This window comes from Neisseria perflava, assembly GCF_002863305.2.
In the GTDB taxonomy this organism is placed as follows: Bacteria; Pseudomonadota; Gammaproteobacteria; order Burkholderiales; family Neisseriaceae; genus Neisseria; species Neisseria perflava_A.
The window spans coordinates 499589-513422 of sequence record NZ_CP136962.1; the positions used below are offsets into that span (position 1 = coordinate 499589).

At 46.7% G+C, this 13834-nt stretch carries 12 protein-coding genes and 1 tRNA gene; 11 read left to right on the plus strand and 2 right to left on the minus strand.

Features of this window, described 5'->3' with window-relative positions:
- Nucleotides 1–120: 120 nt before the first annotated feature.
- Together CYJ98_RS02250 and CYJ98_RS02255 are read left to right on the plus strand one after the other, a co-directional pair.
- The gene (locus CYJ98_RS02250) at nucleotides 121–1644 is read left to right on the plus strand and encodes a fumarate hydratase (RefSeq protein WP_101755116.1); all 1524 of its coding nucleotides are present in this window, start codon (nucleotides 121–123) and stop codon (nucleotides 1642–1644) included.
- A gap of 154 nt (nucleotides 1645–1798) precedes the next feature.
- Nucleotides 1799–1875 (plus strand) — tRNA-Pro (locus CYJ98_RS02255).
- 152 nt (nucleotides 1876–2027) lie between these two features.
- On the opposite strand, the gene CYJ98_RS02260 is transcribed toward CYJ98_RS02255, so the two are convergent.
- Both CYJ98_RS02260 and yciA read right to left on the minus strand, forming a co-directional pair.
- Nucleotides 2028–2819, minus strand: coding sequence for a formate/nitrite transporter family protein (locus CYJ98_RS02260; protein ID WP_101755117.1), 792 nt, complete (start codon nucleotides 2817–2819; stop codon nucleotides 2028–2030).
- A gap of 246 nt (nucleotides 2820–3065) precedes the next feature.
- A complete protein-coding gene (yciA, locus tag CYJ98_RS02265; RefSeq protein WP_101755118.1) occupies nucleotides 3066–3500 on the minus strand; it encodes an acyl-CoA thioester hydrolase YciA in 435 nt (144 codons plus the stop codon).
- 124 nt (nucleotides 3501–3624) lie between these two features.
- Here yciA and pip point away from each other — a divergent pair, with 124 nt between their 5' ends.
- The 9 genes from pip (at nucleotide 3625) to cas1c (ending at nucleotide 13780) form a co-directional block, all read left to right on the plus strand.
- Nucleotides 3625–4554, plus strand: coding sequence for a prolyl aminopeptidase (pip, locus tag CYJ98_RS02270; protein WP_101755119.1), 930 nt, complete (start codon nucleotides 3625–3627; stop codon nucleotides 4552–4554).
- A 340-nt stretch (nucleotides 4555–4894) separates the two neighbouring features.
- On the plus strand, nucleotides 4895–7402 hold the full coding sequence (locus tag CYJ98_RS02275; protein WP_101755120.1) for a CRISPR-associated helicase/endonuclease Cas3: 2508 nt from the start codon (nucleotides 4895–4897) through the stop codon (nucleotides 7400–7402).
- A gap of 23 nt (nucleotides 7403–7425) precedes the next feature.
- Nucleotides 7426–8070, plus strand: a complete 645-nt coding sequence (cas5c, locus tag CYJ98_RS02280; RefSeq protein WP_101755121.1) for a type I-C CRISPR-associated protein Cas5c — start codon at nucleotides 7426–7428, stop codon at nucleotides 8068–8070.
- Nucleotides 8067–9836 (plus strand): type I-C CRISPR-associated protein Cas8c/Csd1, encoded by a 1770-nt coding sequence (cas8c, locus tag CYJ98_RS02285; protein ID WP_101755122.1) that lies wholly within the window; start codon nucleotides 8067–8069, stop codon nucleotides 9834–9836. The genes cas5c and cas8c overlap by 4 nt, the downstream gene beginning before the upstream one ends.
- 12 nt (nucleotides 9837–9848) lie before the next feature.
- Nucleotides 9849–10730, plus strand: coding sequence for a type I-C CRISPR-associated protein Cas7/Csd2 (gene cas7c, locus CYJ98_RS02290; RefSeq protein ID WP_101755123.1), 882 nt, complete (start codon nucleotides 9849–9851; stop codon nucleotides 10728–10730).
- A gap of 2 nt (nucleotides 10731–10732) precedes the next feature.
- Nucleotides 10733–11389, plus strand: coding sequence for a CRISPR-associated protein Cas4 (cas4, locus tag CYJ98_RS02295; protein WP_101755124.1), 657 nt, complete (start codon nucleotides 10733–10735; stop codon nucleotides 11387–11389).
- A 25-nt stretch (nucleotides 11390–11414) separates the two neighbouring features.
- On the plus strand, nucleotides 11415–11678 hold the full coding sequence (locus CYJ98_RS02300) for a hypothetical protein (protein ID WP_010129881.1): 264 nt from the start codon (nucleotides 11415–11417) through the stop codon (nucleotides 11676–11678).
- Nucleotides 11679–11681: 3 nt separating this feature from the next.
- Nucleotides 11682–12623: an LPO_1073/Vpar_1526 family protein gene (locus tag CYJ98_RS02305; protein ID WP_101755125.1), complete on the plus strand. Its 942-nt coding sequence runs from the start codon at nucleotides 11682–11684 to the stop codon at nucleotides 12621–12623.
- A 143-nt stretch (nucleotides 12624–12766) separates the two neighbouring features.
- The gene (cas1c, locus tag CYJ98_RS02310; protein ID WP_101755126.1) at nucleotides 12767–13780 is read left to right on the plus strand and encodes a type I-C CRISPR-associated endonuclease Cas1c; all 1014 of its coding nucleotides are present in this window, start codon (nucleotides 12767–12769) and stop codon (nucleotides 13778–13780) included.
- Nucleotides 13781–13834 lie beyond the last annotated feature (54 nt).

A 13834-nucleotide genomic window follows, 5' to 3' on the forward strand; every position in this document is an offset into this window, starting at 1 on the left:
ATATTGTCTGGATTATTCATTTGAAAGCACTATTACGCTATTGAAGGCCGTCTGAAAAATCGGTCTCTTAAAAAAATAAACAAACCCTTCCTACCATGACTCCCGAAAAGGAACACAATCATGACCGTCATCAAGCAAGAAGACTTTATCCAAAGTATTTTCGACGCTTTTCAATTCATCAGCTACTACCATCCTAAAGACTACATTCAGGCTTTATACAAGGCTTACCAAAAAGAAGAGAACCCTGCCGCCAAAGATGCGATGGCGCAGATTTTGGTCAATAGCCGTATGTGTGCCGAAGGCCATCGTCCGATTTGTCAGGATACCGGTATTGCGACCGTATTCTTGAAAGTGGGCATGGATGTACAGTGGGACGCCGAGATGAGCGTACAGGAAATGGTTAACGAAGGCGTACGCCGTGCATACACCTATCCTGACAACAAACTGCGCGCCTCTGTATTGGCCGACCCGGCAGGCAAACGTCAAAATACCAAAGACAACACCCCTGCCGTTGTACACATGGAAATCGTAAAAGGCGACAAAGTTGAAGTCACTTGTGCAGCCAAAGGCGGCGGTTCTGAAAACAAAACCAAAGTTGCCATGCTCAACCCTTCAGACAATATCGTTGATTGGGTATTGAAAACCGTTCCTCAAATGGGTGCCGGCTGGTGTCCTCCGGGCATCTTGGGTATCGGCATCGGCGGTACGCCTGAAAAAGCAGTGTTGATGGCCAAAGAAAGCCTGATGAGCCATATCGATATTCAGGAGCTCAAAGAAAAAGCCGATTCAGGTGCAGAATTGTCTACAACCGAAGCCCTGCGCTTGGAACTCTACAAAAAAGTAAATGCCTTGGGCATCGGCGCACAAGGTTTGGGCGGTTTGAGCACCGTGCTGGATGTCAAAATCCTTGACTACCCAACCCACGCGGCTTCCAAACCGATTGCCATGATTCCAAACTGCGCGGCAACCCGCCACATCGAATTTGAATTGGACGGTTCAGGCCCGGCTAAACTGGAAGCCCCATCTTTGGAAGACTGGCTGGATTTGACTTACAGCCCTGACAACGGCAAACGTGTCGATGTCAACAATCTGACCAAAGAAGAAGTGGCCACATGGAAAACTGGCGACGTGTTGTTGTTGAACGGTAAAATCCTGACCGGCCGCGATGCCGCACACAAACGTCTGGTTGACATGCTCAATAAAGGCGAAGAGTTGCCGGTAGATTTCACCAACAAACTGATTTACTACGTTGGCCCGGTTGATCCAGTCCGTGACGAAGTAGTTGGTCCGGCTGGTCCGACTACTTCCACCCGTATGGATAAATTTACCCGCCAAATGCTGGAACAAACCGGCCTCTTGGGTATGATCGGTAAATCCGAACGCGGCGCAGCAACTTGCCAAGCCATTGCCGATAACAAAGCCGTTTACCTGATGGCTGTCGGCGGCGCGGCATATTTGGTTGCCAAAGCCATTAAAGCATCTAAAGTCTTGGCGTTCCCAGAATTGGGTATGGAAGCGATTTACGAATTTGAAGTCAAAGATATGCCTGTGACCGTTGCGGTGGATAGCAACGGCGAATCGGTTCACGCCATTGCGCCAAAACAATGGCAGGCCAAAATCGGTATTATTCCGGTTGAAGCTTGATATTTGCCTGGATAATCAAAGGCCGTCTGAACGATTTCAGACGGCCTTTTTTTACTTACAAATAATTCAAATGTTTTCAAACGAGTAAATTTCCCTTTCTAAAAAGCACTTGTCAAAATCAGCGTTTGAAACTAGAATTCACAGCTTATCGAGTCGGAGTGTGGCGCAGTCTGGTAGCGCACTTGCATGGGGTGCAAGGGGTCGAAGGTTCGAATCCTTTCACTCCGACCAAAGAATTGGAAAGAGCCGTTTTGAAAACGGCTCTTTTTTCGTTTGGATGATTTATCTGAATAATGTGTCCGAATAGATTTTAAAACTGGATACCAATGCCGTCTGAAACAAAACCTGCTTAAAAAGCAGGTTTTGTTGTTTTCAAAGCAGAACTATTCGGCACTATCTTTCAGCATGTCTTTATAAGTATAAAGATAAGACGCGCCGACAAAGGATGCGCCACCGACGACATTGCCCAGGAATACGGGAATCATGTTGAAGAAAAATTGTCCCCATGTGATGTTTGCGCCTGCCAAAATTCCGGCGGGGATAACGAACATATTGGCGACAAGGTGTTGGAAGCCGTTTAATACGAAAATCATGACGGGGAACCAAATGGCCAGCATTCGTCCGGTTGTGTTTTTAGCGGCAAAGTGCAACCACGCGCCCATGCAGACCATCCAGTTACATGCTACTGCTGATACAAAAGCACGGCCGAAATCCATATGGACTTTTGCTTCCGCCACGGCAATGGTCTTTTCTGCCATGCTGCCTTCAATCATACCGACATAGTATCCGAGGAAAAACGCCATCGCCAGCGTGCCCACCAAATTGCCCATGCAGACGATAACCCAGTTGCGCAGCAGCATTTTGGAGGAAATCCGTCCGGCCAATCTGCCTAAAGACATAATCATCATGTTGCTGGTTACCAGTTCGCCGCCGCCAAGTAGGATACAAATCAAGGCGATAGGGAACACGGCTGCGCCGAGTAAAGTGGCAAAACCGCCCCATTCGTGCGGAATGCCGCTGACTACTTTTAAATAGGCAAGATATCCAAAGCCGATGTATCCGCCGGCCAAAATGCTCAAGATTGCCAGAGTGGGGATGCTGGATTGTGCTTTGGCGCAGCTTTTGTCGAGAACAACCTGTAAAATTTCCTGTGGGTATAAATCGCGCGAAGCCATGATGTTCCTTAAAGTGGGTTGAGGAGGAAACGCCGTTTCAAAAGTGGCGTAAACTGTCGCGGTAGGGCAGTGTTATAAGGAGCCGGTGTACGGTCTTTGTTTTATCAATCAGTCTGAATTAAACCTAAAAAACAGATACTTCGCCTTGCTTTAGCTCAAAAGAAATATTATTACATTTTGCTTCTGTATTAAAAAAGGCCGTCTGAACGTTGAGGTTTCAGACGGCCTTGTGTTGATTTTTTAAACTTACAAATGTGCCAGCTTTGCATTGCCTTCACGAGGAATAGGGCGCGGATTGCCTTGTGAATCGATGGCGACGTAAGTGAACACGGCTTCGGTGACCAGTTGGCGGTCTTCCGTTACCATATCGTTCATCAAAGTCTTCACCCATACTTCGATTTTCAGTTGCAAAGAAGTATTGCCTACTCGGACGCAATGACCGTAGCAGCACACGACGTTGCCGACTTTTACCGGTCTGATGAAATTCATTTCTTGAACAGCCACGGTTACAATTCGTCCCTGTGCGATTTCTGCCGCCAAAATACCGCCGCCCAGATCCATTTGCGACATAATCCAGCCGCCAAAGATATCCTGATTAGGATTGGTATCGCGCGGCATGGCTACCGTACGCAATAAAAGTTGTCCTTTGGGTGCAGCATGTGTTTGTTTGTTGTCAGTCATAAAAAATCCTGTCAAAAAAGTGCTATTTTACGCCATTTGTGGCGATAAACCTATGTAGGCCGTCTGAAAAATCAGCAGGCAAAGTGTTACAATCAACATATTCATCAGACAAAGGAGAAAGCTTATGCATCCGATTCAAGAACCACGAAATAGCGGCCTTTTGCGCGTATCCGACATTCACGAAATCTACTGGGAAGAATCAGGCAATCCTGATGGTCATCCCGTGATTTTCCTGCATGGCGGCCCCGGAGCAGGGGCATCACCTGCCTGTCGCGGCTTTTTTAATCCAGATCATTTCCGAATCGTCATTATCGACCAACGCGGTTGCGGACGCTCCAAACCCTATGCCTGTATCGAAGACAATACCACATGGGATTTGGTTGCCGATATTGAAAAAGTACGCGAAATGCTCGGTATTCAAAAATGGCTGGTTTTCGGCGGCTCATGGGGCAGCACCTTGTCGCTGACTTATGCCGAAACCCATCCCGAGCGCGTCAGCGGCTTAGTTTTGCGCGGTATTTTCCTGTGCAGGCCGTCTGAAATGGCATGGTTGAACGAAGTAGGCGGCGTCAGCCAAATTTATCCGGCTCAATGGCAAAAATTCATCGCCCCCGTAGCCGAAAACAAACGCAAAACCCTAATCAAAGCCTACCATGAAATGCTGTTCAGCGAAGATGAAGCCACGCGCCTCAAAGCAGCCAAATCATGGGCAGATTGGGAAAGCTACCTTATTCAGTTTGAACCCAAAGACGTGGATGAAGACCCGCAAGCCTCCCTTGCCATCGCAAGAATGGAAAACCATTACTTCGTAAACGAAGGCTGGTTGCAGGGCGATAAAGCCATCTTGGCAAACATCGACAAAATCCGCCATATCCCAACCATCATCGTCCAAGGCCGCTACGACCTATGCACCCCGATGCAAAGCGCGTGGGAGCTCTCGCAAGCCTTCCCTGAAGCAGAATTGAGAATCGTCCAAGCAGGCCACTCTTCTTTTGATCCTTCGCTTTCTGAGGCTTTGGTGAAAGCAGTGGAGGATATTAGAAGCAAGTTATAAAGGTTAATAAATGACAATGCCGTCTGAAAAAGTTTCAGACGGCATTTTTTAATCAAAGCTTGCTAGATATTAAGCGGTAAATGTTTATATGCAATATTATTGAGTATGAATACTACCTGGTATATGATTTATAAATTAACTAATTAGTGATGGTAAGCTTTACCATTGCTTGCATCTGTAAGGTAGATGGATAATATTAGTTTTTACAATCCCATCTAATGGAAACTTGCATGATTGCGAAATCATGGGTAACCAAGTTGCTGTTGAAACATGTAGAAAAATTGCTTGGGTAACATGTGTTTCTTAAAAATCTATAATTAATTTCATTTTAGGAAGTTGGATGACTGACAAAATTGCTCATGCTCGCCAGGACTCATCAAAAAATTGGCATTCTCATCCCCTGCAAAAACATCTACAAAAAGTCGCCCAACTCGCCAAGCGTTTTGCAGGGCGTTATGGGTCGTTGTTTGCCGAATATGCGGGGCTTTTGCACGATTTGGGGAAATTTCAGGAAGCTTTTCAGAAATATATCCGTAATGCATCCGGCTTTGAAAAAGAAAATGCCCATTTGGAAGATGTCGAATCTACCAAGTTGCGCAAAATTCCGCATTCCACTGCTGGTGCCAAATATGCGGTGGAGCGCCTTAATCCGTTTTTCGGGCATTTGCTGGCGTATCTGATTGCCGGGCATCATGCTGGGCTGGCAGATTGGTATGACAAAGGCAGTCTGAAAAGCCGTCTGCAACAGGCAGATGACGAGTTGGCGGCATCTTTGTTGGGTTTGGTGGTAAGTGGTTTGTCTGAAGATTCTTTCCTTTTATCCAATATTGATTTAACACAAGATTTTCTTGCTTTTTGGGAAGAACCAGAACAGGAAAAGTTATTCAAGGAGCTGCATATTTGGTTGCGTTTTCTCTTTTCCTGTTTGGTGGATGCCGATTTTTTGGATACCGAAGCCTTTATGAACGGCTATGCCGATGCGGATACTGCGCAGGCTGCCGGATTGCGCCCAAAATTTCCCGGTTTGGATGAGTTGCACCGACGATATGAGCAATATATGGCGCAACTTTCAGAAAAAGCAGATAAAAATTCATCTTTAAACCAAGAACGCCACGCCATTTTGCAGCAATGTTTTTCTGCCGCAGAAACCGACCGCACTCTGTTTTCTTTAACCGTGCCGACCGGCGGCGGCAAAACTTTGGCAAGCTTGGGGTTCGCTTTGAAGCACGCGCTGAAATTCGGCAAAAAACGCATTATCTACGCGATTCCCTTCACCAGTATTATTGAACAGAACGCCGATGTTTTCCGCAAAGCATTGGGCGATGACGTGGTATTAGAACACCACAGCAATTTGGAAGTGGCCGATAACAAAGAAACCGCCAAAACCCGCCTTGCCACGGAAAATTGGGATGCGCCGCTGATTGTTACCACTAACGTGCAACTGTTTGAAAGCCTGTTTGCGGCGAAAACCAGCCGCTGCCGCAAGGTTCACAATATTGCTGACAGTGTGGTGATTTTGGACGAAGCCCAGCAGCTTCCACGCGATTTCCAAAAGCCGATTACCGACATGATGCGGGTGCTGGCGCGTGATTACGGCGTTACCTTTGTGCTGTGCACGGCGACTCAGCCCGAACTTGGCAAAAATATCGACGCATTCGGGCGCACCGTTTTGGAAGGTCTGCCGGACGTGTGCGAAATTGTGGCGGATAAAATTGCCTTATCGGAAAAACTGCGCCGCGTCCGCATCAAAATGCCGCCGCCAAACGGCGAAACGCAAAGCTGGCAGGAAATTGCCGATGAAATCGCCGCGCGTCCGTGCGTTTTGGCGGTGGTTAATACGCGAAAGCACGCCCAAAAACTCTTTGCCGCCCTGCCTTCTGACGGCATCAAACTGCATTTGTCCGCCAATATGTGCGCCACGCACCGCAGCGAAGTGATTGCGCTGGTTCGCCGATATTTGGCACTGTATCGCGCAGGCAGCCTGCACAAGCCCTTGTGGCTGGTCAGCACGCAGTTGATTGAAGCCGGCGTGGATTTGGATTTCCCTTGCGTTTATCGGGTGATGGCGGGGCTGGACAGTATTGCCCAAGCGGCGGGGCGCTGCAACCGCGAAGGCAAGTTGCCGTTTGGCGAAGTAGTCGTGTTCCGTGCCGAAGAAGGCGCGCCTAGCGGCAGACTGAAACAGGGGCAGGACATTACCGAAGAAATGCTGAAAGCAGGGCTGCTCGGCGACCCGCTTTCCCCGTCGGCATTTGCCGAATATTTCCGCCGGTTCAACGGCAAAGGCGATGTGGACAAACACGACATTACAAGACTCTTGACGGCAGAATCATCCAATGAAAATCCGCTGGCAATCAAATTCCGTACTGCTGCCGAACGCTTCCGCCTGATTGATAACCAAGGCGTAGCACTGGTCGTGCCGTTTATCCCGTTAGCTTATTCGGAAGCAGACGACAGTCCGCAAATCGTCAAAGCAAACGAGCTGGACGATTTTTTCAGGCGACATCTAGACGGTGTTGAAGTTTCAGAATGGCAGGATATTTTGGACAAACAACGCTTTCCGCAGCCACCAGACAACTCCTTTGGGCAAACCGATCAACCACCGCTACCCGAGCCGTTTGAAAGCTGGTTCAACTTGCTTGAAAGCGACCCGCTCAAACACAAATGGGTTTACCGCAAGCTGCAACGCTACACGATTACTGTGTACGAACACGAACTGAAAAAGTTGCCTGAACATGCCGTTTTTTCCAGAGCGGGATTGCTGGTGTTAGATAAGGGCTATTACAAAGCCGTGCTTGGCGCGGATTTTGACGATACGGCCTGGCTGCCTGAAAATTCGGTTTTATGAAATGAAAGCAATAAGGAGATGATATGAGTTTTATCCTAGAAATCAGCGGTGATTTGGCATGCTTCACCAGGCCCGAGCTTAAGGTGGAGAGGGTAAGCTACCCCGTTATCACACCGTCTGCCGCCAGAAACATCCTAATGGCGATATTGTGGAAGCCGGCAATCCGCTGGCGAGTCTTGAAGATAGAAATCCTAAAACCGATTAAGTGGACGAACATCCGCCGTAACGAAGTGGGAACCAAAATGAGTGAACGCAGCGGCTCGCTCTATATTGAAGACAACCGTCAGCAGCGCGCATCCATGCTGCTGAAAGACGTTGCCTATCGCATCCACGCCGATTTTGACATGACAAATGAAGCAGGCGAGGGCGACAACTACGTCAAATTTGCCGAAATGTTCAAACGGCGCGCAAAAAAAGGGCAGTATTTTCATCAGCCTTATTTGGGTTGCCGAGAGTTTCCCTGCCATTTCAGGCTGCTTGAAAAGGTTGAAGACGGTTTGCCGCGCGAAGACATCACCCAAGATTTCGGCTTTATGCTGTACGACATGGATTTCAGCAAATCCGACCCGCGCGATTCCAATAACGCCGAACCCATGTTTTACCAATGCAAAGCGATAAATGGCGTAATTACCGTGCCCCCAGCTAATAGCGAGGAGGTGAAACGATGATTCTGCACGCACTCACCCAATACTACCAACGCAAAGCCGAAAGCGATGGTGGTGTTGCCCCGGAAGGTTTTGAAAACAAAGAAATCCCGTTCATTATTGTTATAGACAAACAGGGTAATTTTATTCAGCTGGAAGATACCCGTGAGCTGAAAGGTAAGAAGAAAGTTGGCCGCACTTTTTTGGTGCCGAAAGGTTTAGGCAGGAGCGGTTCAAAATCCTACGAAGTAAGCAATTTATTGTGGGATCACTACGGTTATGTGCTTGCCTATGCCGGAGAAAAAGGGCAGGAGCAGGCGGATAAACAGCATGCCAGCTTTACTGCCAAAGTAAACGAATTAAAACAGGTGCTGCCTGATGAGGCAGGTGTTACCGCAGTTGCTGCCTTTTTGTCTTCTGCGGAAGAAAAAAGCAAAGTCATGCAGGCTACCAATTGGGTGGAATGTGCCAAAGTCAAAGGCTGCAATCTCAGCTTCCGATTGGTAGAAGAAGCGGTGGATTTGGTTTGCCAATCTAAAATGGTTCAGGATTATTTGTCCGTCTCTTCTGATAATAATGAAGAAACGGATGATTTCAAAGAGGGAATCTGTCTTATAACAGGCAAAAAAACACTGGTTGCTCGTAAACATCATCAAATTTCTGGTATTCATAAACAACCAACACCTTTTTGTGCGGTTGATAAGGGAAGTACAGCATTTCATTCCTATGGTAAGAAACAGGGGTTTGCATTTCCAGTTGGTAAGCAAGCCATGTTTGAATACACCACAGCCTTAAATACCCTGCTTGCTAGCGAAAACCGCTTCCGTATCGGCGATGTAACAGCCATCTGTTGGAGTGCGAAACCAACTCCGTTGGAAGAGAGTCTTGCTTCTTTGATTAACGGCGGCGGCAAGGACAATCCCGATGCCCATATTGATGCGGTCAAATCGCTTTATAAAAGCTTGTACAACGGCAAATACACAGAACCCGACGGTAAAGAAAAATTCTACCTTTTAGGTCTATCACCCAATTCTGCGCGCATTGTCGTCCGCTTTTGGCATGAAACCACTGTTGCCGCCTTATCCGAAAGCATTGCGGCGTGGTATGACGATTTGCAGATGGTGCGTGGCGAAAACTCGCCATACCCCGAATATATGCCGTTGCCGCGCCTGCTGGGTAATTTAGTGTTGGACGGCAAAATGGAAAACCTGCCATCTGACCTGATTGCCCAAATAACCGATGCCGCACTCAACAACCGCGTTTTACCCGTCAGCCTGTTGCAGGCTGCTTTGCGGCGCAACAAGGCGGAACAGAAAATTACCTATGGCAGGGCAAGTCTGCTTAAAGCCTATATCAATCGCGCAATTCGCGCAGGTCGTCTGAAAAACATGAAGGAGTTAACTATGAGTTTGGATAGAAACCGTCAAGACATTGGCTATGTGCTGGGGCGGCTGTTTGCCGTGCTGGAAAAAACACAGGCCGAAGCCAATCCCGGCTTGAACGCCACCATTGCCGACCGCTATTTCGGTTCGGCAAGCAGTACGCCGATTGCCGTATTCGGCACACTGATGCGCCTGCTGCCGCACCATTTGAATAAGCTGGAATTTGAAGGACGTGCCGTACAACTGCAATGGGAAATCCGCCAGATTTTGGAACATTGTAAGAGATTTCCCAACCATTTGAATTTGGAACAGCAAGGCCTATTCGCCATCGGTTATTACCACGAAACCCAATTTCTGTTTACCAAAGACGCATTGAAAAACCTGTTCAACGAAGCGAAAACCGCATAAGGAGCAAATGCTATGACTATTGAAAAACGCTACGACTTTGTCTTTTTATTTGACGTGCAAGACGGCAACCCCAACGGCGATCCCGACGCAGGCAACCTGCCGCGTATCGACCCGCAAACCGGTGAAGGTTTGGTAACCGATGTTTGCCTGAAACGCAAAGTCCGCAATTTTATCCAAATGACTCAAAATGACGAACATCACGATATCTTTATTCGTGAAAAAATCATTCTTAATGATTTAATTGCTGAAGCCCATCAGCAAGATGAAGTAAAAGACAAACCAAATGGGAGAGAAAAAACCGAAAGTGCGCGTCAATATATGTGCAAACGCTATTACGATATTCGTACTTTTGGTGCGGTTTTAACGACAGGTGAGAATGCGGGACAAGTTAGAGGTCCTGTGCAATTGACTTTTTCCCGCTCTATTGATCCGATAGTAACACTTGAACATACGATTACTCGTTGTGCGCCGGCTAAAGAGGTTGAAAATCCGAAACCTGAGGATAGTGAAGAAGAAAAAGCAAAGAAAGAACGTGGAAGAATGGGGCGCAAATTTACAGTCCCTTACGGCCTATACCGCTGCCATGGCTTTATTTCCGCCCACTTCGCCAAGCAAACCGGTTTTTCCGAAAGTGATTTAGAACTGTTTTGGCAGGCACTCGTCAATATGTTCGACCACGACCATTCCGCCGCACGCGGGCAAATGAATGCTCGCGGGCTCTATGTGTTTGAACACAGCAGTAGTCTGGGTGACGCACCTGCTGATAGCCTCTTCAAACGCATTCAGGTTGCTAAAAAAGACGGAGTGGAAGTGGCAAGGAATTTTGACGATTACCTTGTCAGCGTGGACGATCAAAATCTTGGCGAAACCAAGCTGCTGCGTAAATTAGGCTAAAAATGACCGCACTTTTAACCGAAACCCAAAGGGAAAATCAGGACACACGCCTGATTTCTCTTTCTGCCCTGCAACACTACGCTTTCTGCCCGCGCCAATGCGCACTGATTCACAACGAGCAGGCGTGGATGGAGAACTATTTGACCGCACAGGGCAAGGCGCTGCATGAGCGAGTGGATTCGGGCGAGCCGGAAACGCGCAAGGGCGTGCGCTTCGAGCGGACGGTGCATGTGTCGGCGGAGAAATTGGGCATCAACGGGGTGTTGGATTTGGTGGAAGTGGACACGAAAACAGGCCGTTTGAAACCTGTGGAATACAAACGCGGCAAGCCTAAACCCGACCCAATGGACGAAATCCAGCTTTGCGCCCAAGGTTTGTGCTTGGAAGAAATGACAGGGCAAACCGTTTCTGAGGGCGCGCTGTGGTATATGCAAACCCGCCATCGCGTCCCCGTCGTGTTTTCAGACGACCTGCGCGCCCAAACACTCGCCACCATCGCCGCCGTGCGCGAACTTCTAAACAGCGGACAAACCCCGCCGCCCAACTACGCCAAACGCTGCAAAGCCTGCTCGCTGGTGGAGATTTGTCAGCCGGAGTTGCTGGGGAAACAGGATAGGAGTGTGGGGTATGTGGCGGAGTTGTTTGGTAAATGCTTTTGATTTATTAGTATTTTTAGGAGAATATATGAAAATATTTTTCGTTATTGTTTGGTTGCTTTTGGCTTTTATTACAAATATTTTTGATAAATCTTTTCTGGGATTGAATCCTAATAGCTGGTCCATGATATTTGGTGCTTTGTCGTTATTATTTGGAGCTAGTTACATGAGAGATAGATTTGTTAAAAATAATATAAGTGCTAATTTAAATGGAGATAATATACAAAATATTCAAAATTCTGGAAAAATTAATGGCAACATAAATATTAATCAAATAAACAAAAAGGATTGAAAAATGGTTTTGGGAAAAAATTTAACATTATCTCAGGGTGAAAATTCTGTATCTTTACAAAATCAAGGAGACATCACTGGTAATATAAATATTGGGCTTTCATTTTTTGAAATTCAAGATCTATTTGAGAAACTATTTTCTGCTAAGTTACCTAGCTTGATAGAAAATGCAAGATCTGAATCATATAGAGCCATTGCAGATTTTGCATTTAAATTTCATGAAAAGCTAAATTCAACTGTCGATGAGGTTGTAAGTGGTCGCATTGATGAAGAAATGGAGAAAAGATTTGCTTCTTCTGAAGTACAAAGTTTAATTAGTGAAATGGTTAACCAAGTTGGGACAAAAAATGATATTTCATTAAATGAGGTATTAGCAAATTTGTTAATGGATAAGTTAAGTAGTAATAATGATGACTATTTGATCAATCAAGCCATATCATATTTAAAATACTTAAACAAGGATCAGGTGTTTTTCTTGTGTTTCATCAAATATCTTAGAGACGGTCTTTATGTTTCAGTTCGCTATGGCGACAACCAATTCAATAGTGATATTCTTGATGTTTATCAAATAATTAGAGATAATGTTGATTCGCTAGAGTCTCAAGCTGATTTAACACAAAAGGTAAAAGATTTTTACAAAAGGTATATAAATAATATTTCGAAATTCTTTATGGAAAATATTTCTTCTCCTGTAAATATTGATTTACTTACTTTGAATAATATGGTTTTTTCTGATAAATCTTATACGATTAACACCTTACAACTTTTGGGTAATAGTTTGGGGGTGAATGATTATAATAACGAAAATATAAAAACTGACTTCCCAGATTTTATTAAGTTTATTGAATTTATGAAAATAGATGTTTCTGAACTTGATGAGTTAATTAAGCCATTAACTCCATTTGGGAAATGTATTGCGAAAAATTGCAATATAAAAATTGATTAAAAATCGTAGTGTGTATTTGGGCATGTATATTGATGGATTATTTGCTTTTTATTTCAAGCTATCTACAGGTCTGATTTTTTAGACAGCCTAAATTGACAAGCCGGTTCAAAACAAAACTGCAGTCAAACCTTAAGGAGTTCCACATGCGCAAACTACAAAACACGCTCTATATCACCACCCAAGGCAGTTATCTGCATAAGGAGCGGGAGACGCTGGTGGTGGAGCAGGAGCGTAAGAAGGTGGCGCAGCTGCCGGTGCATTCCATCGGGCATATTTTCTGTTTTGGGAATGTGCTGGTGTCGCCTTTTCTGCTGGGGTTTTGCGGTGAAAATAATGTGAATTTGGCGTTTTTTACCGAAAACGGGCGTTATTTGGGGCGGCTTCAGGGGCGGCAGAGTGGCAATGTGCTGCTGCGTCGGGTGCAGTATCGGGTGTCGGAGCAAAATCCCGTGCCGATTGCGCGCAATATCATTGCGGCGAAGATTCAGGCGAGTAAGCGGGTGCTTCAGCGGCAGATTCGCAATTACGGCGAGAATGCGGCGATTCAAAGTGCGGTTGATTCTTTGAATATTTCGCTGCGGCAATTGAAGGGCGCGGACGGGCTGGACGTGGTGCGCGGCATTGAAGGCGATGCGGCGGCGCGTTATTTCGGCGTGTTCGGGCAACTTTTGAGCGAAAAAAGCGGCTTTTCTTTTGACGGGCGCAACCGCCGTCCGCCCAGAGACGGGGTGAATGCGCTGTTGTCGTTTGTGTACAGCATCTTGGGCAAGGACATCAGCGGCGCGCTGCAAGGCGTGGGGCTGGATCCGCAGGTGGGTTTTCTGCACGCCGACCGACCGGGACGCGACAGTTTGGCGCAGGATATTTTGGAAGAATTCCGCGCGTGGTGGGCAGACAGGCTGGTGCTTTCCTTGATTAACCGAGGGCAAATCAAACCGCAGGATTTTGTTACTGAGGCAAGCGGCGCGGTAAGCTTAAAAGCCGATGCGCGTAAGCTCTTGTTCCAAGCTTTGCAGGCGAAAAAGCAGGAGAAAATCGTTCATCCGTTTTTGGGCGAAGAAGTGGAAATCGGGCTACTGCCGTATATTCAGGCCATGCTGTTGGCGCGGCATTTGCGTGGGGATTTGGCGGAATATCCGCCGTTTTTGATGAGATAGGTTTGCAGGCCGTCTGAAAACGGACCGGATATTTTCAGACGGCCTTTAAAGCAG